Here is a 22,452-nt window from a genome sequence, read left to right as displayed (position 1 = left end):
GGCATGAACCGTCCCTATGGTTTTTCTGGTTTTTCTGGATATTTTTGATGCTTCTGTACTTAAAAATATAAAATCTACTGCAAAACAAGCAATTTTAAAGGCTTGTACCATTTTAAAAAAATTATAAAGATATAATAACTTTTTCTCCAAATTATACTTAAAATACTATACTTTCAAGGTTATCCGGCTTTTCTTCGTATGAAATCCTTGGCTATATTCATATACTCCTTTTTCCGCTGCAACAAATCTATACCCCTGGCACACAGCTTTGCCGAGTGAGACTGGGTTATGTTTCCCATAAAGGCACATATATCCTTCTGCTTCATATCACATATCCCTCGTAAAAGCAATACTGATAATGCCTTAGCCTCAATATTTTTCTTGGTATACTTTATACTGATGTTTGTATTATACTGCTTTATATAGTTTTCAACAAAGCTCACCACTTCATCCGGTCTGAAGCTTCTTACGATTACTTTTCTCTCGGATCTGTATTGTGCCTTTTCATTTTTAAACTCTGCATCATCGGGAATTATATCCGGGTTATCTCTATATACCAATTCAAGGTACTGCTTCTTTGCAATAGCAGTATTATAGCTTATCTGGCTTAATATAAACTCTTTGTCCACCAGGCCATATTTATTTTCCATGCTGCCTAAATATATTCCTAAGCTTGAGTATTCATATTTTTCTACCTGGTTTTCGTAACCTTCAATATCTTGAGTATTATTATGTATGTATGCTGATAAAGTTATAAGGTACCTGTCATCTGATACGATTTTGCTTTTGAACCTGTCCTGAAACAAGTGACCATGACGTTTGTGCCTATGGTTGTAATACCAGGCATAGCTTTGATTCACTCCGTGCATTATCCTTGATATGTCAGCACCCTGTACGTCGATTATTATATGTCCGTGAGTTTCCATGAGACAAAAGCCATAAACCTTAAACAGATAAATATCCTTATATCTTTTTAAAAGCCTCATATATACGTCTTTGTCAGCGTGGTCTGTAAACAAATTAATTTCGGCAATACTGCGGACCATTACGTGATATACGCTGTCCAAACTTTTTTCTCTGGCACATCTTGGCATAGAAAACACCACCTTTAGTTACTATTGTATTGTTAGTTTAACCAAAAGTGGCATTATTATACTATATGATATAACAGGTTGAACCGTCCCCTTATGAACTTGTGAAAAAGAATCAACGGAATGAACTGTCCCCCAGCTTTTTGAAGGTTTTGATGAAGTAGTCGATGTCCTCTCCAGTGTGTTTTACTGATATAAACAAGGCTTCGAATTGGGAGGGTGGTATGTTGATGCCGTTTTTGAACATGTGCTCAAAGTATTTGGCATAAAGTTTTGTATCACAGGTCTTGGCATCCTCATAATTTTTAACTTCATTAAGCTCGGTAAAAAATATTGTCATCATTGCCCCAACACGGTTGATTACCACAGGAAGTCCCATTTCTGCTGCCGCTTCTCTTATGCCCGTCTCCAGCCTTGCACCCAAACTTTCCAGGTGACTATAATAATCAAGGTTGTTATATAGCTTGGTCAAAGTTGCATATCCTGCCGCCATGACGATTGGGTTTCCTGACATGGTGCCTGCCTGATACACCGGCCCAAGAGGGGATAGTTTCTCCATTATGTCTCTTCTGCCGCCATATGCACCGCAGGGAAGACCGCCGCCCATTATTTTAGCAAAGGTGACTAAATCAGGCTTAATGCCGTATAAACTCATAGCTCCTTTATATGCCACCCTGAATCCCGACATTACCTCGTCAAATATCAAAAGGCTCCCGTATTTATCGCAAAGATCCCTTACACCTGATAAAAATTCCTTATCTGCCGCCACTACACCCATATTCCCGGCTACCGGCTCAATAATAATAGCCGCAATTTCATCACTGTAATTTTCGAACAGCAATTTGACGCTTTCTATATCATTATATGAAGCTATCAAAGTGTTCTTTATACTTAGCTCAGGAACTCCTGCGCTTCCCGGAATGCCTTCAGTCATAACCCCTGAGCCTGCACTGACCAAAAATCCGTCAAAATGACCATGATAGCACCCTGCAAATTTTATAATCCTGTCTCTTCCCGTATAGCCTCTTGCCAGTTTAATAGCACTCATGGTGGCTTCTGTGCCCGAGTTGACCATCCTTAGCATATCCACGCCATCCAAGGTGCTGCACATATGCTCGGCTAGCTTTAATTCCAAATATGTAGGCGCTCCAAAGGCGATGGCATTTTCACTCGTATCCTTTATAGCTGCCACAATATCCTCGTCGCAATGGCCCAAAATCATAGGTCCCCAGGCACATACATAATCGGTATATTGATTGCCCTCTTCATCGAACACATAGGCGCCCTGTCCCCTTTTAATAACCGCCGGGTTTATAGTTACATCCTTAAAAGCCCTTACCGGACTGTTAACTCCTCCCGGCATATATTTTTGGGACTCCTTTATAATCTCAAGATTATTCATGGTTTTCCTCCTTTAGCCATTTACAGGCATCCAGTGCAGAATAGGTGATTATAATATCCGCTCCCGCCCTTTTTATGGACGTCAGCATTTCTAAAACTACTTCTCTTTCGTTAATCCATCCCATTTTTGCCGCTGCCTTTATCATGGAAAACTCGCCGCTTACATTGTAGGCTGCTATGGGCACATCGAACCTGTCCTTAGACATCCTTATTATATCAAGGTAAGATAAGGCCGGCTTTACCATCAGTATATCCGCCCCTTCATCTATATCAGCCTCGGCTTCCATCATAGCCTGCCTTGCATTAGCAGGATCCATCTGATAAGTCTTTCTGTCTCCAAAGCTGGGCGCCGAATGTGCTGCTTCCCTGAAGGGCCCGTAAAATGCCGATGAATACTTCATGCTGTATGACATTATCGGTATGTTTGAAAATCCGTTTTCATCCAAGGCCTCTCTTATGGCACTTATTCTTCCGTCCATCATATCCGACGGAGCCACCATGTCCGCACCTGCCTGTGCGTGGGATAATGCAATCCTTGCAATATAAGGCAGCGTCAAATCATTATCAACTTCATCACCCTTAAGTATTCCGCAGTGGCCGTGACTGGTGTACTGGCACATGCAAACATCCGTAATGACATATAATTCCGGAGCTATTTCCTTTATCTTTTTTATGGCTCTTTGCACAATTCCGTTACCATCAAAGGCTGACGATGCAATTTCATCCTTTTGACCGGGCAGTCCAAAGAGAAGCACACCTTTCACTCCTGAATTTACCACCTCTTCCATGACTTCATGGAGCCTGTCCAATGTGTAATGATAATTTCCCGGCATGGCTTCAATTTCTTCCTTAATGTTTGTCCCTTCCATTACAAATACAGGAAATATGAAGTCCCAAGGGTGAAGTATGGTTTCCCTCACCATTTCCCTTATTGCTCTATTCCCCCTCAACCTTCTTATCCTTGCAAACATTTAACTACCTCCTTTAGCTCAAGTATTTTATCTATAACCCCATCGATGGTATACTCCTTGCAAACATGATGATTGATGCCATTTTTCTCAAGCTCCGCTGATGTTATGGGGCCTATTGCTATGCAGGTCTTTTTCTTTATATCATCCAATCCTACCATGGATATCATGTTTTTTACCGTTGAGGGACTGGTGAATAATACTATATCTACCCGCTCAAAAGTCTCTTCAACAGGCTTATTACCTTCAATAATATCATATATATGAGCTTCATCCACAATACATCCGTATTCCTTTAATGCATCATGCAAATATGACCTGGACGCCTTGGAACGAGGCAGAAGTATCCTATCTCCTCTTTTAATATATTCCTTCATTTTTTCAAACAAGGCTTCGGCCACAAATTCCTCAGCCACAATCAAAGGGATTATCCCTCTGTCCACTATAGCCTCTGCTGTCGCAGGACCAATGGCTGCAAAGGAGGCCTTTATTTTTCTTATATCAACTTCCAATTTTTTTAGTCTTTCAAAGAATGTGCTTACACCGTTTACGCTTGTGAATACTATGTAATCATACTCTTCCAGTTTATCAATATAGCTCTGTAAATTCCAGGATGTATCCACAACTTCAATAGAATTAATCTCTGTAACTTCAGCTCCCAGATCATATAATCGTTCTCTAGTTTTAACTGCCTGTTCCTTTGAACGTGTTACGCAAATATTTAAGCCGGACAATGGCTTTTTTTCGAACCAATTGAGCTTTTCATTAAAGCCCACTACTTCCCCCATTACAATTATACAGGGAGATTTAAAGCCTGCTTTTTTCACCTTTTCACTTATATCTGAAACCGTCCCCGTCACTTTTTTCTGCTTGGAGGTTGTGCCTTCTCTTATTACGGCACAGGGTGTATCCTTGCTCATCCCGTTGCTTATCAAATTACTTATAATTTCATCAATACTCTCTAATCCCATTAAAAATATAAGTGTACCCTTTAAATTTGCCGCCGCATTCCAGTTTATATTTAATACTTTAGCGCTCTTTCCTGTAAATACATGAAAGCTTTGTGCTATTTTTCTGTGGGTAGCTGGTATTCCGGCATAGTTTAAAACGGATATTGCCGAGGTTATTCCGGGAATTACTTCAAAATCAATACCTTCGTTATAAAGCCTCAGAGCTTCTTCGCTTCCCCGGCCAAAAACATAAGGGTCTCCGCCCTTTATCCTTCCAACAATATGTCCTTCCTTTGCAAGGGCTACCAGCATATCGTTTATTTCATCCTGGGTTTTGTAATGGCTGCCTGGCTCCTTGCCGCAATAAAATACCTTACAATCCTTATTTAAATATGAGAGGGTGAAATTTCCGGCCAGCCTGTCGTACATTACGGCCGTACATTTTTCTAAAGCCTTGACGGCTTTTACGCTTATAAGCCCCTCATCTCCTGGACCTGCACCTAGAAGATAAACTTTTCCCATATAACCACCCCTAAACTTCCATTATTTTTTCTGCAAGCTTTAATCCAAGCTCCATGTAATTTTCACTCTTGCCTTCTATATCTTTTTTCACAAGCTTACCCTCCACATTGAATATACCAACTATGTGCATGTAACTTCCCTCCAAGGTTGCATAAGCACCAACTATGGTGTGGCAATCTCCATTCAGCTTTCTCATGAAACTCCTCTCAGCTTCAACGCATATGCGGCTCTCGTAATGATTAAGGCCTTTGAAGTATTCCATATAGGGGCTGTCGCACTTTGCTTCTATACCTAAGGCACCCTGTCCAACTGCCGGTACAAAATCATTAGGATCAAAATAATTCATTATTATGGATTCTAAGTCAAGTCTCTTTAAGCCTGCGGCTGCCAGAATCATCCCATCAAGGTTATCCCTTTTTATTTTTTCAATGCGGGTTTGTACATTGCCCCTTATTGGAACAATCTCTATATCCGGCCTTAATTGCTTTATCTGGCTTGTTCGCCTGTTACTGCTGGTGCCCACCTTAGCACCCTTTGGCAGTAAATTAAAGTCCACTCCTGATAAAGATACGAAGACATCCCGTGCATCCTCCCTTTGAGGCACCGCAACAATTTCAAAGCCTTCCGGCAAATCATAGGGCACATCCTTCATGCTATGGACAGCCAGATCTCCGTTGCCTTCCATCATGGATATTTCAATATCCTTTATAAAAAGGCCCTTTCCGCCTATATCCTCCAAGGGCTTATCCAAAATCTTATCTCCTGTTGTCTCAATAAGTATCTTTTCATATTCCGCATTATATTTGCTCTTTAACATGCTACCTACCATATCGGCTTGTACCTGTGCCAGTTTACTGCGCCTTGTTGCAATTTTAAAATTCAAATTCGCCACCACCATAATACATTTTTAATAAAATAATCCCATTGCCCTTTTTATAAGCTTGATAAAAAAAATCCGTGTTTACAAAATTCATGATTTCTTCAAAATGCTCTCTTCCTTTTAGCTTTTGACGCAATGAGGAAGCAAATAAAACAAAAGCTTCATATTCCTCCATCTTACATTTCATTTTTTCAGCCAAAAAAACCGAGGTCTTTGGGCTTCCCTTCCTTGTATGGAGAGCAAAGTGAAGGTTTTCCGTTTTCCTTTGAGTCGGAATTGTAAGCATCCCTTCTCTGAAATCACGGCAGTTCAGATATATCTTACAAAGGCTCTCGCAATCCGCTTTTACTTTTTCATTCAATTCATAATCATCCGTTGCAATTGCGACTATATGCTTATCCAAAATAATTTCCTTTTTATATTCATCTTTAATCAAGATGAGCCTGTCATCATTTTCAACTTGAAAAAATTCAGGGCTGAATTCTTTTGACAATACGAAAACTCTGCATCCGTTGTTTAAAAATGCCTTTGCCTTAATAAGCCCTGCCCGCCCTGCGCCTACGATAAGAATATTCACCTTGTGAGATATGAGAGAAACCATCATGAATTCTAGCATTTTATCAGAAATATCTTTTCTATTATCTTGAGGCATTCTTCTCCCCTGCCTTCTAAATATTCTTCCTTCAGCACTTCTATAGCCCTGTTTACATATACATCTGCCGTACTTTTTATAAGAATGTCTGCAAGGTTCTCATTATCTTTTGTATGCCTTTTATTCCTAAAGGCAGTGCTTCTTTGTTTATAAATCTGTTCTCCGTTTTCCTTCATCCTTTTTATATAGGGTGAAAGCTTTTTTAAATTCTGCCATTTTTCAAATTCCTGTATGTGCTTCTCAATAAGATGTCTGAAATTTTCAAGGATTTTCCTTCTCTTTTCAAGACTCTCATCAAACAATGCGCTTATCATATCTATATCGTAAACTTCGTTACCGTTAATACCGTTGACATCCCAATCCACATCCCTAGGAACCGCCATATCAAATATCATGAGCTTTCTGTTTGGAAGCTCATTTGAATTTATTACTGTATGAGGAGCCGAAGTACAGGATATTATGCATTCCACATCTGGATAATATTCTTTTCTTTCTCTAAAAGGGATGACTTTTACTCTTCTATCCTTAATATCCACAACACTTGTATCTCTGACGGCTATGTATAAAACATCAAAGGGTTCTTCTAAAATATATTTACAGGCCAAACTTCCTACTTCGCCATAGCCTAAGACCATGAATCTTTTTAAGCTTCTTTTCCTTGCCTCGCGTATTACCATGGAAGCTGATGATACCGGAATTTTATCAAGCTCTGATTTATGGCGAAATTCCTTGCCGCAGGTTATTGCAGTATGAAAAAGCCTGTCAAGTTCCCCTTTTATGGTTTTATTTTTAAGTGCCAAATCATAGGCGTCCTTTACCTGGCCTAATATCTGCTCTTCTCCCAATATCCTTGAATGCACTCCGCAGGTTACTTCTATCAAATGACGCACTGCCTCATCTCCGCATTTGTAGATAGTGTACTTTATCAATTCCTTATCCCAGCCTAAACAGTTAAAAATGCATTCTATGATGCCGTCCCCAGTTCTCGTAGAATTAAAATACACTTCGGTCCTGTTGCAGGTACTTATTATGGCCGCCTCCCCGCACAGCTCGGCAGCTTTTTTCAATGCATCCTCCAGATGCTTCGGTATTATCGAAAGTTTTTCGCGTATACACACATCCTCATCATTAACTCCAATAAGCTGAATCATATCAATCATCTCCAACGTTCACCGCCATGCCAGCTTGATATGATTTCATTCACAGCTCCGCAATGTTCATTTCATCATATCAAGCTGGCAAAATGCGAGAATTTATAAACCATTACTATACTAAGCTTGTTATTCCTTCTGCCCGGTCTATGAGTATATCCACAAGAAGATCGTGGAAACCGATAGGCTCCGCCATGGATATTGTTAAGCCATCAAGCTCTTTTTTTAATTCATTCAAAATTTGAGGCACATCTTCTTTGATATGTATTCCGTTGTAAAGAAAATAAGGCAATACAGTTATGTCCTTAATTCCTTTTTCATAAAAGCCTCTTATTATAGTAGGTATATCAGGCTCGGATATTTCCATAAAACATCCTTCAACCTCCGTACCCATTTTTGCTCTTATTGCGCCCACAGTCTTAAAAAAAATATCGCAGGCCTCTTTTGATCTGCTTCCATGTCCTATTACCACTATTCCTTTCATATTACCTCTCCTTTTTTACTTTTTTATGATTTTATATGCACTCTTCTTCTTTTAGGATATTCTTAGTTGGGACATCCTTTAAAAGTGTCCCTGTCTTCATTCAAGCAGTCAGAGAAGTTTCCAAAACTTATGCAAAAAACAATCCCTGGCACTTTAATGTCAGGGATATATGTATAATTTTATGCAATTAAAAGCCCTCACTTCAAGCGAGGGCTTAGTAATAAAATCCATGTGCCAAAAAATAGCATAGGTGTTACCTTCCCTCCGAAGGACTTTTAATCTCAGGCAGGTCTCCTGGCTAACGGGTCTTTCTCCACCTTCCTTCCCAGCGATAACGCCAGTGGAATTAGGTTTCGTCGCCGTATACAGTAGCGGGGGCTGCAGCGGATTTTCACCGCTTTCCCTATTATACATGCATGTACCTGACAATTTTATTTATTTTTATGAGAACTCAATTCCATTCTATATATAATTATATTATTAAATGGTGTCTCTTACAAGTATAGATTGTATTTTTATAATTTCAGCTATAAAATTCCTGATTCTATGAGTTTCCCTGTCCATTCCTCATAAACTTGAGGTTTCTCAATTCTGACAACCTCCAAAAAATCACCCAGCACGCCCAGTTTGCTCAAGCCTTTTGATAAGTGCTTGGGAAAGCTCTTTTCTCTGGTGAATGAGTATTTAGGGTCTATAACCATCAGGGACTTATCTTTTTGTACGTAAATATCCTTGCATCTTATATCAAGCTTTTTAAAATTCAATTTCTTAAACTCTTCAATTAGATTTATCAGGTTCTTAGCTACCTTTTTATCAAGGCCGTTCCTTTTTATGTAGTCCTTCAAGCATTCTCCGCCTACATAATCTCTTATGATGTAATTTCCCATGGAACCATAGACTTTAGGAAAATATTTACTGCCTCTGACGGCCTCCAATATGGAATATTCGCTTTCGCAATTTTTTATCTTCTTAAAAATTTTAATTATCTTGCCGTCTGGAAGCAAATACACGATTCCGTTATGGCCTTCACCTAAGAACTTACATTCCCTTAAATCTATGTTAAATTTCTCCGCTAAATTTTTATATCCAGATTTCTTATCCATACAACCCTCACAATAATACAATCAAAGACTCATGTATTATACTATTCTTCTAGATTGCAGTTGTTGCATGTTACAAATACATTAAGTTATTAATCTGTTAAGAATATGAATATAATTTTACATTTTTTATAAAAGCCTGCACGATAATGTGCAGACTTTCTATAGTTATTCTAATAAAAACTATTAAGTATTATACTTATTGAAGTTTTGCGCTGCAGCTGGAACAATACCTTATTTCATCAGATTTTACTCTGGTGTCAAATATAAAACCACATACCGGGCATTTATACAGGCGTTCAAAATAAATTCCTATGCCAATTATAATTGCTGTCAATACAAATCCAAATATGGTTCTCCATATTACACTTGGAATAATTGATAATAACATTATAATAAACCCTATATTTTTATACATTCTTGCCTTTTTAAACTGTAAGATAACCTTTTCATCCTTCATCTATATACTCCCATAATTTTTACTTTCTGACACCCCTTACAGCCGTTTCTATTCTCTTTAAACCTTCTACCAAATAAACACGGGGACAGCCTATGTTCATTCTCATATAGCCTTCACCGCTTTTACCGAAGGTTGTTCCGTCGTTTAGGGCTACACCTGCAGTGCCGTACATGAATTTTTTAAGCTCATCCTGGCTTAAGTTGAGGCCTTTGCAATTAAGCCATAAAAGGTAAGTGCCTTCGACCTTATCAACTTTGATTTCAGGTATATTTTCATCAATATATTCTTTTACATAATTCATATTATCTTCCAGGTAATTAAGCAGCTCCGAAAGCCACTCCTCACCATGGGTATAGGCAGCTTCCATTGCAGTAATTCCGAAAACGTTGCCGGATGCAATTCCTAAACCTTCTACGATATTATCAAAGTTCTTTTTAAGCCCTTTATTTGAGATGATGGCAACGGATGCGGATAATCCTGCTATATTAAAGGTCTTGCTGGGAGCTATGCAGGTTATGGTCCTGTCTGCAATTTCCTCTGACAGCGCTGCTATCGGTATATGCCTGCTGCCTTTGAATATTATATCTGAATGGATTTCATCGGAAATTATGATTATATCCTTCTCAACACATATTTTTGCTAATCTTTTAAGCTCTTCCTTACTCCACACTCTTCCTACGGGATTGTGAGGGCTGCAAAGTATGAGCATTTTTACACTGGAATCGATTTTTTCCTCCAGGTCATCAAAATCCATAGTGTATTTTCCATCCACCAATTTTAGCTCATTATCTAAAATCTGACGACCGTTGTTTTTTATTACCGAGAAAAAAGGGTAATATACGGGAGTCTGAACGATTATTTTATCTCCCGGATTTGTAAATGCCAATATTGCTATGCTGAGGGCCGGAACAACTCCCGGAGTATATGTAAGCCAATCCATTTTTATGCCCCATCCATGGCGCTTTTTCATCCAGTTTATAATGGATTCATGGCAGGACATTGATCTCCCGGTGTATCCGTATATACCATGACTTGCTCTTTTTTTAACTGCATCCACAACGGGCTCAGGGGATTCAAAATCCATATCTGCCACCCACAATGGAAGCAAGTCCTTATTCCCAAAACGCTCTCCGGCATAATCCCATTTTAGTGAGCTGGTGCCCTGCCTTTGGATTACCTTATCAAAATCATACTTCATGACAAATCCCTCTCTTCCTTATTTCTCTATATAATACCTGCTTAAATTAAAATGATTCCTAACGGTATCGCTATTAGGAATCATCATGTCATGAATTTTACTGCGTAAAATTCATATCGCAATGATTTCAAATGGCTGCGCCATTTCAAATCATTATACCACATTAATCCGGCACAATGTATTATAACACAGACTTATTGGCTTTATTTAATAAAGGTGAAAAAATCAGGGCTATGATACCCCCTGCCACTGCAGTAAAAAATTGTGGATAGGACATAACGGATATAAGCTTTGTCATTACCGGCTGAGGCATATTTAGTGAAAAAGCGCTTATAAGATATTTTACGGCTATCATCAAAAAGGCAGTCTTGAGAATGGCGCCTGCTGCAATTCCTATATATTTTCCGTAAGCTTCATTTATTTTTATGCAGATGCCAAAGGCGACAGCACATATAATATTTGCCGCCATTACAAAAGGAGCAAATGGTACCATAGGTGCGGCCAGCTGTCCTGTCAAAGCAGCCAAAACGGGAGTCGCAGCCGCAACGAGTACCCCAAACTTAATGTCGGTAACCAGTACAGCTGTCAGTATAACAGCATTGATAAGCGGTCCCACAAAAAAGGAATTGAATGTAGCTCCTCCGAATCTTGCCCCGGTAAAAGTAATTATAAGTGCAAACAACAACAGCATACTGGCTCTGGTCAGTTTTTTTACATTGTTTACTTTTTCCAAATAAACCACTCCTTGCACAATAAAGTAATTTTGATATTAATCCCTTGTTATAATTATATCAAAATTTTCTACTTTATCGATGCTTTTCCGGTAATTATTTCAGGTTTAATTTTTACAACACGGGTTTTAGTCATTTTGTCAATAGTAAGCTTAGAGCTGACATTATTTTCAGATACATACTTATCGACGAGTTTCTTCAAGGCTTCAAGGCGTACTTCATCATCTTCCACAATGCTTGCCTTTCCGAAGGCCACCACACTTTTATATTTAGTGCTTATCTCACATGGGTTTTCATCCTCAACTATACTTATAAGTTCGTCAACTTCAAAACAAACATTTTCATTTTCTTTTATATTTTCAAGCTTATGCCCGGAAAGCGCACAGTGAAAATATATGTCTTCGTCAAAGAATACATAGTTCACCGGCGTCACATAAGGAACTCCCTCAGGTGATGCCGTGCCCAGCCTACCGACATGGCATTCCCTCAAAAACTCCAACGCCTCATCCCTTTGCATTTCCCTGTCTTTTCTTCTCATCATACCTTTCATATAATCACCCCTTTTATTTGCAGGTTTGATATAACTCCATTCACGTCTACAGTACTTAGAATCTGTAGATTCGGCTGTTCAAGGAATGGGGGCACTCCTTCTTTGTTGAGGAATGTCTCCAACTTATCGCCATAACTCACTTACGCCCAAACAACGGAGCAGCTATCCTTGCTTCATTAACAGCTTCTACAGTCCTTTCGCAATGTTTAGTCATCATATCAATCTTGTATATCAAAATGCATATCAATTGAAATGTAAAAACCTTCTCCTGACCTGTCTCTGTATCATCCAGTTAAATACTTAATTTTATAGTTATAATTTCTTTCTCAACACAGTTTCATAATAGTGTACAAACCTGGTGTATACATAGTCATATAAATAAAATATGGCGAGGCCGATAACAGTCAGAGCCCATATTGATAGCCTGGAAGTGACTTCAGTCATAAATAGCTCTTGCAACAGTATTGCCGTGCCGCCCATACCTAAGATAAAAAATCCGCCCTTTAAAAGAAGCTGCAATATGATATTTGCTATTCCTTCGATATAATATTTCACGATGCCATATAATCCGAAAAACAAACCATAGGGAACTACACCCAGTTTGTTTGGAATTAAAAGCATGCCTAAAATGGAGGTAGCGCCATAAAAGATGAAAGCCCATTTAGTTCCGCCTTCTATCATTATTATTGAAGCAAAAACCGAACTTAACCCATAAAAAAATATTCTGTTGGTGGGTAAATGTACGGCAAGGTACAGGGAAAATATACACAACACGCAAAGCATTCCACCTAAAGCAATTTTCTTGGTTCCCGATACCATAAAATCAACTCCTTAGCAACAGTTTATGAAGTCTCCGCCCATGCACTCGCAGCAGCAATCAGCACAGTAAAGCCACTGGCAAATAGTGCACATATCCGGCCCGTCGTTATAACCGCCCCTTTGAGTCCCGCTGTAAGGCCTTGATGTGTAGGTGCGGGTGGAACGGTTTAAATTATTCAATGCCGCCCGGTATTCAAAATTGTTGGGGTCCATGCTGACTGCCGTCTGAAGGTAGGTATAGCCTTCACTGTACCATCCTTTCTTTACATTTATGACCCCTTTAAGATAATGCCATTCGGCATTTTTAAGCGATGAAGCATCCAGTAATTTTTCCGCTTCAACTATATTTCCTGAATTTATGAGAATCCTTATTCTTGCAAATTCGCCGTTAGTGCTGTTAGTATTGCTGTATCCGCCGTTAGTACTATTATTATCATGGCTTTCATGGAAAGTCCCTTTATTTTTTATAAGGTAATCATAGGCTTCATTTATTTCTTTAAGTTTTTCTTCAGCCAGCTTGGACAAGGGGTTGTCCCTGTATTGATCGGGATGATATTTCTTAACAAGCTCTCTATATGCTCTCTTTATTTCATCCTCTGATGCTCCCTGATTTATCCCCAGGACCTCATAAGGGTTTTTCATTATTCTTACAGCTCCTTTTGTTAATGATTTGAAGTGTCTTGTTATACATGCCTCCGAATACTATATTTTCAATTATGGATGCATTCTTCTTGAGTTCCAGAAGCTCGTAGGCCTTGCCTGCTTCACTTAATGTATATGTGAGTGTAAAATTAACATTATCTTTTATCCTGTTTTTAAAATCTTCTGCTTTCTCATTATTATAACAGAACTGGCCAAGTATTGGATTAAAACTTTTAGCGGCTATATCCTTTTCCAAGTCATCATAAGCATCAATGATGTATATCCATTTACCTATATTATACCCAAACCATCTTAATAACTGCTCTTTATTTTCCGTATCGCATACAGGCTTATATGCAAATATTTCTTCCGTCAGCTTGGCAAAGGGCTCTGCCGCCTCATCGATGGATTTGCAGCCGGCCTTTTCTATTTTTGAAAGCTCCTCTAATTTATTCTTTATTACGCTCCCCTTTTTCATGTTTCTTTTTATACTCTTGTTAAATGCGGATTTTAACACTCCCATCATCGCAAGAGCTTTTGGAGATCTGTCATCCTCATAATCATCCTTCAGCTTATAATACGCCAATATTATATTTATGTCTGAAGCATATTTTAAAATGCTGCTTTCTTTTATTACCGGCTTTTTCTTTATGGGATTTGCTATGCATTTTTCAAAGGCTATGTTTTCAGAAGCCTCATTAAAGGATGAAAGCAGCATACCTAAAAAAGCGCTGTCGTAATTCAGCACAAATCTTGCCGTCAAGCCGCAGTTTTCTCCTAAGGCCTTGCATAATCCGCAGTAGTATGCCCTGAAAAGTTCGAACTCCTTCACTTTCAATTCCGGCTTATCGGGAAATATATATCCAAACATGTCTCCTCCATAGTTTGTGTCATTTAACCTGTGATAGTTCTAAGGCATTGGACTGCTTCAAGACCTAGTACCTGTAACTTTTGCATATGCATACACCTATTTCAACTGACAAGTACACGATCTTTACGCAATGTTCTTATGCCTATCAACTATCACACTTACATTTCATTATCCAATGCAAAATAGCTAACCAAAATGCTTACACTATATAATTAAAGATAAAATATATCTTAAGCCAATAGCTGAATAGCATTACATACATAACTAATGATATCATTATTCACCAAATAAATACATATATTCAGTAATGTCACGGGCCAATCTCATGACGCAGATATTTTTGTCGAAATTTTTTTAAATATTTTTTTGATTTTTTTAAAACGCAGACGCATTTTCACAGTCTTATATAATAGAGTAAAAATTTACAAATGGCAAGTATATTAATTGAGATGGGGTATGATGACGATGATTATTGATTATTGGGATTATTATTTAGACAAGTTAATTAAAGAAGCTTTACAAGAAATATATGGTAAAATAGAAGTACCGCCTTTTGAAGAAGTATGGGCGGAATTTCTGAAAAGACTGGCCGAAAGAGAAAATTCACAGAAAGTGACTGTTAAATTATCTGATCGGATTGAAAAAAAGGATAATGTTATATATTATCCTTTTCGAGAAGAGCATTAAGTTCTTCGTTTGTTAACTCTCTGGATTGGCCTGGTTTAAGGTCTTCAGACAATTTAAGGGGGCCCATGGACTTTCGCATGAGGAAGGTTACTTTTTTGCCTACGGCTTCGAACATCCTCTTTACCTGATGGTATTTTCCTTCATATATTTCAACTTCAATTATGGAATTTACATCACTCTCTATTATTTCAAGCTTAGCCGGAAGGGTTTTGTAACCGTCATCTAAAATTACTCCCTCTTTAAAAGCCTCAACATCATTTTGGGTGACTTTCCCGGCAATTCTTGCGTAATAAACCTTTGGGACATGTTTTTTAGGAGACAGCAGCATGTGGGCAAGCTGTCCGTCGTTGGTCAGAAGCAGCAAACCCACCGTGTCTTTATCCAGCCTTCCCACGGGTGCCGGACTAAAAGGCAGATATTCCTCCGGCAATATGTCAATAACCGTTTCTTCCCTTGTATCTTCCGTAGCCGAAATGACTCCCTGGGGTTTGTTCATTATTATATAGATGTATTTTCTGTAATTAACTTTCTCTCCGAAAACTTCAATTCCTTGTTTAGCGGGATCCACATGCATACCCGGATCATCTACCCTTTTTCCGTCTACCTCTATGGCCTTATCCTTTATAAGTTTTTTTACTTCCTTCCTTGTACCGTAACCCAAATTGCCCAGCAATTTGTCCAGCCTTTGTGTTTCAGCCACTCTATCACCCCTACTATCAGGTGGCATTTCATTCATTTGTCTGATTGGTAAGCCTCTCGAACCATTTCAAGACCTAGTGCTTGTATATTTTGTAACTGATAATTACACGGTCTTTACGCAATGTCCTCCCGACTTACCAACAGGCCAACAATATCGTTATGAAATGCCTCCTTTTACTTTTGGTACTATCCATAGTTTACACCAAATCCAAGGGTTTTAAAAGCTAGAGTACCTTCCTGAGCTCCTCGGTGAATTCCTTTACTGAAGCTACGGCGTCTCCCGGTGACAGAGCCTGGCCGACACGGCTTACATAGGCGCTGCCGACAATTATGCCATCGCAGTAGGATTTGAACTTTTGTGCCATGGAAGGTCCCGATATACCAAAGCCCAAGGCTTTGGGAAGGGAGGTGTGCTTTGATATTTCCTCCATGTATTCTTTAATATCGGTTTCAATGTCCTGCCGCACTCCGGTGACGCCTGCCACAGATACGCAGTATACAAAGCCCCTGGCATTTTCTGTAATTTTTTTAATGCGCTCTTTAGAAGTGGGCGCCACAAGGGGAATTAAATGAATGCCAAAGCTGTCTAAAACTTCAGCAGTTTCGCCTCTTTCCTCAAGAGGCAAGTCGGGAATTATAAGGCCGTCTATACCGGCATCAGCTGCATCCTGTATAAATTTTTGAGTTCCGTATTTAAATACAGAATTGTAATAGACCAAATAAACAATCGGAATGCCGCTTTTTTGCCTTATGGTCTTAACTGCGTCATTTATATGGGGTATTTTTATGCCTTTGCTTAAAGCCCTTGCTGATGATGCCTGTATTACAGGCCCGTCGGCCAAGGGGTCGGAATAGGGTATTCCAAGCTCAACTATATCCGCGCCGGCCTCTTCCATTTCATACACCAGTTTCACGGTGGTTTCAATGCCTCGGTCACCGGCTGTAATATAAGGTATAAGTGCTTTTTTGCCTTGAGCTTCAAGTTTTTTAAATGCAAGGTCTATTCTGTTCATATTCCCACCCCCATAATATCCGCAATTGTGTTAATATCCTTATCTCCCCTGCCTGAAAGATTAACGATTATGATTTTATCCTTGTCAAGCCCCGGTGCCAGCTTTATGGCATAAGCAATGGCATGGGAGCTCTCGAGGGCGGGTATTATCCCTTCGGTTCCGCACAGCTCTTTAAAGGCATCAAGCGCTTCAGCATCTGTCGCCGGAACATATTTCGCCCTGCCGGTATCCTTTAAGTATGAGTGCTCCGGACCTACACCCGGATAATCTAAACCTGCGGATATGGAATACACCGGCATTACCTGGCCTTCATCATCCTGCAGCACATAGGTCATCATGCCGTGGATCACGCCGACAGATCCCTTTGCCATGGAAGCCGCATGCATGTCTGTGTCAACCCCCAAGCCCGCCGCCTCAACTCCTATGAGCTCAACTGTTTCATCATTTATAAAGGGATAGAATATTCCCATGGAATTGCTTCCGCCTCCTACGCAGGCAATTACACAATCAGGAAGTCTTCCTTCCTTTTTTAATACCTGCTCCTTTGCTTCATCGCCTATGACCCTTTGAAAATCCCTTACCATTATAGGATAAGGATGGGGGCCAACAACGGAGCCCATTACATAGAATGTATCCCCTATATTGGCCACCCAGTGGCGCAACGCTTCGTTTACGGCATCCTTTAATGTAGCTGTGCCCGATGTTACAGCTGTAACCTTTGCACCTAAAATTTTCATCTTAAAAACATTTAGTGACTGCCTTCTTATATCCTCTTCGCCCATAAAAACCTCACATTCCATGCCGAACATAGCCGCCCCCGTAGCCGTTGCCACGCCGTGCTGACCGGCTCCCGTTTCTGCAACTACTCTTTTTTTGCCCATCCTTTTGGCTAAAAGAATCTGCCCCATTACGTTGTTGATTTTGTGAGCTCCCGTATGGTTTAAATCCTCCCTCTTTAAATAAATTTTTGCTCCATTAAGCTTTTTTGTGAGGTTTTCGGCATAATACAATGATGTGGGCCTGCCGCAGTATTCTCTTAAATAATACCTGTATTCCTCCATGAAATTTGGATCATTTACCGCTTTATTAAACTCTTCTTCCAATTCAATCAATGCATTCATTACTGTTTCAGGCACGTATTGACCGCCGAATTTACCGAATCTTCCGCTCAATATAAACTCCTCGCTTTCTTAATAAAATCATATATCTTTGAACAGTCCTTGAAGCCATCTGTTTCTACTCCGCTTGAAACATCGACAGCATAGGGTTTTACAGTCTTTATGGCATCCTCAACATTCTGAGAATTTAAGCCTCCGGCAAGTATTATGGGAGTATTTACTGAAATACCTTTAATAATATCCCAATCAAAGCTAATTCCTGTACCGCCCCCTCCTTGGTCCAGCAAGATGGCATCAGCATTGTATTGCTTAAGCCTTTTAATGCCTTCATGTGATTTTATGCTGACTGCCTTCCATACCTCATATCCGTTGAGTTTTTTGATGTACTCATTGGGCTCATTTCCATGAAGCTGTATGATATCAAGCTTTAAGGCAAAAGATGCATCCTTAACCTTTTCTATATCCTCATCTACAAAGACCCCGACTTTTTTAATTCCCTTATTAAGATTAGCTATTAATTCTCCTGCCTCACTTAACGTTACCTGCCTTTTGCTTTTTGCAAATACAAAGCCTGCATAATCAGGTTTTAAAGCATTTACATATTTTATATCCTCACTTCTTTTCAAGCCGCATATCTTAACCTTAACCATCAGAGTCATCCTTTGCCTGGTTTATAAATATTTTCATGGAATTCAAATCATCGATACTTCTCATAAAGGTCTCACCTATAAGAACAGCATCCACTCCCAAACTTCGTAAGTGTTGAATTTCCGAAGGCTTGTTTATTCCGCTTTCGGATACTATGACCTTGCCCTTTGGAATGTACTTTAAAAGCTTTTCCGTTGTCTTTAAATCAACGCTGAAGATTTTTAAATCCCTGTTGTTAATGCCGATAATTTCGCATCCGGCCTTCAGCGCTATATCGAGCTCATCTTGGTCGTGAACCTCCACCAGGCAATCAAGACCTAGAGCAGATGCCGCCTTATAGAAATTTTTTGTTTTCTTTTGAAGGATTGATACAATTAATAAAATGGCATCCGCACCTAAGGTACGGGATTCAAAAATCTGATATTCATCAATTATAAAATCCTTTCTTAGTACCGGCTTTTTTGACTTATCCTTTGCCAGGGTCAAATACTCATCCCTGCCTTGAAAAAAATCCTCTTCTGTTAGTACCGATATGGCATCTATATTTATCTCCCCGTAAATTCCCGCAATTTTTAAGGGATCAAAGTCTTTTAAGATTACCCCTTTTGAAGGGGAAGCTTTTTTTATTTCGGCAATTATTGATATGCCTTGCTTTTGTAATGCGCTTTTAAAATAGTTCCCATTAGCCCTCTCACATTGCTTTATGAGCTTGTTTAATGTGATTTCCCTTTTTCTCTCCTCCACTCTCACTCTTTTTTTAGCCACTATATCGTCTAAAATCACAGGCTCACCCTCCTGTTGTATTCCAGCAATTCTTCGAGCTTTGACAGGGCAGCCCCCGAATCGATGATGTTTTCAGCCATCTTCTGTCCTTCGTTCATGCCTGATACCGCACCTCCTACATATAGGGCGGCAGCACTGTTTAATACCGTAATATCCCTTTTAGGCCCAACTTTACCTTCCAGAACATCAAATATTATACGGGCATTATCCTTAGCAGTACCCCCTTTTATGTCTTTACCCGATGCCCTTTTTATTCCGAATTCCGCCGGATCCAATTTGTAATCAATTACCTCTCCGTTCCTCACTTCGCTTACAGTAGTTGATGCTGTTGATGTTATCTCGTCCAACCCGTCATCTCCATGGACAACCATAGCCCGCTCCACTCCTAAACGCATCAGCACCTCTGCCATCTTTCTTGTAAGGCTCTTATCATATACGCCCATTACCTGGCCTTTGACATAGGCGGGGTTTGTAAGGGGACCTAATACATTGAATATGGTCCTTGTGCCCAGCTCTTTTCTGACGGGAGCCACGTTTTTCATGGCTGTATGGAATCTGGGGGCGAATAAAAAACCCATACCTGATTCATCCACGCTTCTTCCGGCTTCTTCCGGCTCCAATTCTATATTAAAGCCCAGTTCTGACAAAACATCGGCGCTGCCGCAAAGGCTGGAAGCCGCCCTGTTTCCGTGCTTTGCCACCTTAATTCCCGCAGCAGCCGCAATTATGGCTACGGCCGTTGAAATGTTGAAGGTGCCGCTATTATCTCCTCCTGTGCCACAGGTATCTATGGCATAATTTGATTTTAAATTCACACGCTTTGCACAGCAACGCATTGCTTTGGCAAAGCCGGTTATTTCTTCGATGGTTTCCCCTTTCATCCGGAGGCCTATTAAAAAGCCTCCCATCTGAGATGTTGTGGTATTGCCTCCCATTATTTGTTCCATGGCAGCCTGTGCTTCAACTTCCGTAAGATTTTCATTCATAACGATTTTTTTAATTGCTTGCTGAAGCATTGTTTATCACCTCCACAAAATTCTTCAATATATCCTTTCCCTGCTCCGTCATTATGGACTCGGGATGGAACTGCAGTCCGTACACATGGTATTTCTTATGCCTCACTCCCATTATGACTCCGTCCTTCGTTTGAGCTGTTACGTTGAGCTCATCGGGGAAATCCTCTTTATCAACAACCAGTGAGTGGTATCTCATGACATTTAGCGGCTGCGAAATTCCTTTGAACAGTCCATCACTATCGTGACTTATAATCGAAGTCTTTCCGTGCATTATAACCTCTGCACCCACTACCTTGCCGCCGTATGCATGGCCTATGGCCTGATGTCCCAAGCAAATTCCCAGTATGGGAATTTCCTTTCCAAGTTCTTTTATTACACCTGCGCATATGCCTGCATCTTCCGGCCTTCCGGGCCCGGGAGACAGAACAATTCCCTTTGGCTTTAAATCCCATATTTCATCAACGGTTGTTTTATCATTTCTTATGACTTTTATATTGCTGTATATCTCTCCAATATACTGATAGAGGTTATAGGTAAAGGAATCATAATTATCTATCATAACGAGCATTTACAGCGCCTCCTTTAAAATCATCACTTTATTTAAAGTCTCAACATATTCATATGACGGGTCCGAATCATATACTATTCCGGCTCCTGCCTGAAGATAGGCCGTATCTTCTTTGAAAATTATGGTACGGATGGCTATGCACATATCCATATTCCCGTCATAAGAGAAGTAGCCTACCGCTCCTGCGTAAAGCCCCCGCCTTATGTTTTCAAGGTCATCTATAATCTCCATTGCTCTCACCTTCGGTGCCCCCGATACCGTACCGGCAGGAAGGCAGGCCTTCAGGGCATCAAAGCAGGACATGTTATCATGAAGCTCTCCTGAAACCTTGGTGACTATATGCATGACGTGGGAATATAAATCAACATCCATGAACTTATCAAGCCTGACTGAACCTAAAGTGCTGACCTTTCCAATGTCGTTCCTGCCTAAATCCACAAGCATCAGGTGCTCTGCTCTCTCCTTTTCGTCCCTTAGGAGTTCCTCTTTTAATTTCATATCCTCCTGAGCCGTTTTGCCTCTTGGCCGGGTTCCTGCTATTGGGTTTGTGGTAACGGTGTCTCCCTTTACGCTGACAAGACTCTCAGGTGAAGAACCCACCACCTGGAATTCTGTAAAGTCTATATAAAAAAGATAGGGAGAAGGATTTTTTGACCTTAACCTTCTATATACATCAAAGGGATGGGAATGGCTTTTTGCCGTCAGCCTTTGGGATAATACCGCCTGGAATATATCTCCCTTCACGATGTGCTCCTTTGCTTTTTTTACGATAGAGCAGAATTCTTCTTCGGTGAAATTGGATTTTACCTCCTTTTTCTCGCTCTCTGCTGCCATATGATGGACCTCACCCTGTATATTGACCTTTTCTATTGCCATTTCAAGCTGTTTTGTTACTTCATCATAGGAAGCCTCATCAAGGGGGAAAACATTATATATGGCAGACAATGTGTGCCTTAAATGATCGTAGCAATAGATGATTTTATAAAACATGAAATATGCCTCGGGGATATTTATCTCATCCTCATTTTTATCCGGCAAACTCTCATACTGCCTCACAATGTCATAGCCGGCATATCCTACTGCACCTCCGGTAAAGGGCAGCTCCCTTCCATTTTGCCTGTAGGGGCTCTTCATTATGTCCTCCATATATTCCAGTATCATACCCTGGGTATTTTCCACCTTGCCTTCTTTTTCAATGCTTATATCCTGTCCATAGCTTTTTACATGCATGTAAGGGTTTGCCCCCATAAAGGAATACCTTCCCCATTCCACTCCTCTTTGTGCACTTTCAAGCAGAAATTTGTTTTCCCCTTCCAGGCAGTAAAAAATGCTTATCGGCGTCAGTTCATCACAGTTGACCTCCAGTACCACCGGAAAGGCAGCTTTCTGCCCCTTTAGCTCTTTAAATTCCGTCTCATTGATATTTACCATAAACACTCACCTCCATAAA

The 22,452-nt window shown here is 40.0% G+C and carries 25 protein-coding genes and 1 riboswitch; of the genes, 1 reads left to right on the top strand and 24 read right to left on the bottom strand.

Going from position 1 to position 22,452, the window contains the following annotated elements:
* Window positions 1-179 precede the first annotated feature (179 nt).
* From OXPF_RS15100 to OXPF_RS15020, 16 genes are all read right to left on the bottom strand, one after another.
* Window positions 180-1,094, bottom strand: coding sequence for a transposase (locus tag OXPF_RS15100; protein ID WP_242854420.1), 915 nt, complete (start codon window positions 1,092-1,094; stop codon window positions 180-182).
* Window positions 1,095-1,206: 112 nt separating this feature from the next.
* Window positions 1,207-2,493 carry a glutamate-1-semialdehyde 2,1-aminomutase gene (hemL, locus tag OXPF_RS15095; RefSeq protein WP_054876049.1) on the bottom strand — a complete coding sequence of 429 codons (1,287 nt, stop codon included), beginning with the start codon at window positions 2,491-2,493 and terminating at the stop codon, window positions 1,207-1,209.
* Window positions 2,486-3,463 carry a porphobilinogen synthase gene (gene hemB, locus OXPF_RS15090; protein ID WP_054876048.1) on the bottom strand — a complete coding sequence of 326 codons (978 nt, stop codon included), beginning with the start codon at window positions 3,461-3,463 and terminating at the stop codon, window positions 2,486-2,488. The genes hemL and hemB overlap by 8 nt, the downstream gene beginning before the upstream one ends.
* A complete protein-coding gene (gene cobA, locus OXPF_RS15085) occupies window positions 3,448-4,932 on the bottom strand; it encodes a uroporphyrinogen-III C-methyltransferase (RefSeq protein WP_054876047.1) in 1,485 nt (494 codons plus the stop codon). Before cobA ends, hemB begins: the two co-directional genes overlap by 16 nt.
* 10 nt (window positions 4,933-4,942) lie before the next feature.
* Window positions 4,943-5,815, bottom strand: a complete 873-nt coding sequence (gene hemC / locus OXPF_RS15080; protein WP_152967778.1) for a hydroxymethylbilane synthase — start codon at window positions 5,813-5,815, stop codon at window positions 4,943-4,945.
* A complete protein-coding gene (locus OXPF_RS15075) occupies window positions 5,805-6,464 on the bottom strand; it encodes an NAD(P)-dependent oxidoreductase (RefSeq protein WP_083479979.1) in 660 nt (219 codons plus the stop codon). The genes hemC and OXPF_RS15075 overlap by 11 nt, the downstream gene beginning before the upstream one ends.
* Window positions 6,422-7,615 (bottom strand): glutamyl-tRNA reductase, encoded by a 1,194-nt coding sequence (gene hemA, locus OXPF_RS15070; protein ID WP_054876045.1) that lies wholly within the window; start codon window positions 7,613-7,615, stop codon window positions 6,422-6,424. The genes OXPF_RS15075 and hemA overlap by 43 nt, the downstream gene beginning before the upstream one ends.
* Before the next feature lie 115 nt (window positions 7,616-7,730).
* On the bottom strand, window positions 7,731-8,099 hold the full coding sequence (locus OXPF_RS15065; RefSeq protein ID WP_054876044.1) for a sirohydrochlorin chelatase: 369 nt from the start codon (window positions 8,097-8,099) through the stop codon (window positions 7,731-7,733).
* 267 nt (window positions 8,100-8,366) lie between these two features.
* A riboswitch (cobalamin riboswitch) is annotated at window positions 8,367-8,540 on the bottom strand.
* A gap of 86 nt (window positions 8,541-8,626) precedes the next feature.
* Window positions 8,627-9,202, bottom strand: a complete 576-nt coding sequence (locus tag OXPF_RS15055) for a hypothetical protein (RefSeq protein WP_054876042.1) — start codon at window positions 9,200-9,202, stop codon at window positions 8,627-8,629.
* Between the two features lie 196 nt (window positions 9,203-9,398).
* On the bottom strand, window positions 9,399-9,659 hold the full coding sequence (locus OXPF_RS15050) for a hypothetical protein (protein ID WP_054876041.1): 261 nt from the start codon (window positions 9,657-9,659) through the stop codon (window positions 9,399-9,401).
* Between the two features lie 19 nt (window positions 9,660-9,678).
* On the bottom strand, window positions 9,679-10,857 hold the full coding sequence (locus tag OXPF_RS15045) for a MalY/PatB family protein (RefSeq protein ID WP_054876040.1): 1,179 nt from the start codon (window positions 10,855-10,857) through the stop codon (window positions 9,679-9,681).
* A 181-nt stretch (window positions 10,858-11,038) separates the two neighbouring features.
* Complete coding sequence (locus tag OXPF_RS15040) at window positions 11,039-11,590, bottom strand: ECF transporter S component (RefSeq protein ID WP_054876039.1); 552 nt, start codon at window positions 11,588-11,590, stop codon at window positions 11,039-11,041.
* A gap of 68 nt (window positions 11,591-11,658) precedes the next feature.
* Window positions 11,659-12,138, bottom strand: a complete 480-nt coding sequence (locus OXPF_RS15035) for a pyridoxamine 5'-phosphate oxidase family protein (protein ID WP_054876038.1) — start codon at window positions 12,136-12,138, stop codon at window positions 11,659-11,661.
* Between the two features lie 312 nt (window positions 12,139-12,450).
* The gene (locus OXPF_RS15030) at window positions 12,451-12,957 is read right to left on the bottom strand and encodes a hypothetical protein (RefSeq protein WP_054876037.1); all 507 of its coding nucleotides are present in this window, start codon (window positions 12,955-12,957) and stop codon (window positions 12,451-12,453) included.
* A gap of 12 nt (window positions 12,958-12,969) precedes the next feature.
* Window positions 12,970-13,599 carry a J domain-containing protein gene (locus tag OXPF_RS15025; RefSeq protein ID WP_054876036.1) on the bottom strand — a complete coding sequence of 210 codons (630 nt, stop codon included), beginning with the start codon at window positions 13,597-13,599 and terminating at the stop codon, window positions 12,970-12,972.
* A complete protein-coding gene (locus OXPF_RS15020) occupies window positions 13,583-14,470 on the bottom strand; it encodes a DUF5685 family protein (RefSeq protein ID WP_054876035.1) in 888 nt (295 codons plus the stop codon). The genes OXPF_RS15025 and OXPF_RS15020 overlap by 17 nt, the downstream gene beginning before the upstream one ends.
* A 465-nt stretch (window positions 14,471-14,935) precedes the next feature.
* Here OXPF_RS15020 and OXPF_RS15015 point away from each other — a divergent pair, with 465 nt between their 5' ends.
* On the top strand, window positions 14,936-15,157 hold the full coding sequence (locus tag OXPF_RS15015) for a hypothetical protein (RefSeq protein ID WP_054876034.1): 222 nt from the start codon (window positions 14,936-14,938) through the stop codon (window positions 15,155-15,157).
* Here OXPF_RS15015 and OXPF_RS15010 read toward each other — a convergent pair.
* The 8 genes from OXPF_RS15010 to trpE form a co-directional block, all read right to left on the bottom strand.
* A complete protein-coding gene (locus OXPF_RS15010) occupies window positions 15,126-15,884 on the bottom strand; it encodes a pseudouridine synthase (RefSeq protein WP_201779725.1) in 759 nt (252 codons plus the stop codon). The two genes, OXPF_RS15015 and OXPF_RS15010, sit on opposite strands and share 32 nt — an antisense overlap.
* A 196-nt stretch (window positions 15,885-16,080) precedes the next feature.
* The gene (gene trpA / locus OXPF_RS15005) at window positions 16,081-16,869 is read right to left on the bottom strand and encodes a tryptophan synthase subunit alpha (RefSeq protein WP_054876032.1); all 789 of its coding nucleotides are present in this window, start codon (window positions 16,867-16,869) and stop codon (window positions 16,081-16,083) included.
* Entirely contained in the window at window positions 16,866-18,041 is a 1,176-nt protein-coding gene (trpB, locus tag OXPF_RS15000) for a tryptophan synthase subunit beta (RefSeq protein WP_054876031.1), read from the bottom strand. The genes trpA and trpB overlap by 4 nt, the downstream gene beginning before the upstream one ends.
* A complete protein-coding gene (locus OXPF_RS14995) occupies window positions 18,038-18,637 on the bottom strand; it encodes a phosphoribosylanthranilate isomerase (RefSeq protein WP_054876030.1) in 600 nt (199 codons plus the stop codon). The genes trpB and OXPF_RS14995 overlap by 4 nt, the downstream gene beginning before the upstream one ends.
* The gene (gene trpC, locus OXPF_RS14990) at window positions 18,630-19,418 is read right to left on the bottom strand and encodes an indole-3-glycerol phosphate synthase TrpC (RefSeq protein ID WP_054876029.1); all 789 of its coding nucleotides are present in this window, start codon (window positions 19,416-19,418) and stop codon (window positions 18,630-18,632) included. The genes OXPF_RS14995 and trpC overlap by 8 nt, the downstream gene beginning before the upstream one ends.
* Window positions 19,415-20,434: an anthranilate phosphoribosyltransferase gene (trpD, locus tag OXPF_RS14985; protein ID WP_054876028.1), complete on the bottom strand. Its 1,020-nt coding sequence runs from the start codon at window positions 20,432-20,434 to the stop codon at window positions 19,415-19,417. The genes trpC and trpD overlap by 4 nt, the downstream gene beginning before the upstream one ends.
* A complete protein-coding gene (locus OXPF_RS14980) occupies window positions 20,415-21,002 on the bottom strand; it encodes an anthranilate synthase component II (RefSeq protein ID WP_054876027.1) in 588 nt (195 codons plus the stop codon). The genes trpD and OXPF_RS14980 overlap by 20 nt, the downstream gene beginning before the upstream one ends.
* Complete coding sequence (trpE, locus tag OXPF_RS14975) at window positions 21,003-22,433, bottom strand: anthranilate synthase component I (protein ID WP_054876026.1); 1,431 nt, start codon at window positions 22,431-22,433, stop codon at window positions 21,003-21,005.
* Window positions 22,434-22,452: the final 19 nt, after the last annotated feature.

The sequence above is a fragment of the Oxobacter pfennigii genome (assembly GCF_001317355.1).
Lineage (GTDB): Bacteria > Bacillota > Clostridia > Clostridiales > Oxobacteraceae > Oxobacter > Oxobacter pfennigii.
Note: the sequence above shows the minus strand (reverse complement) of the source record. Positions and strands in the feature narration are given on the sequence as shown.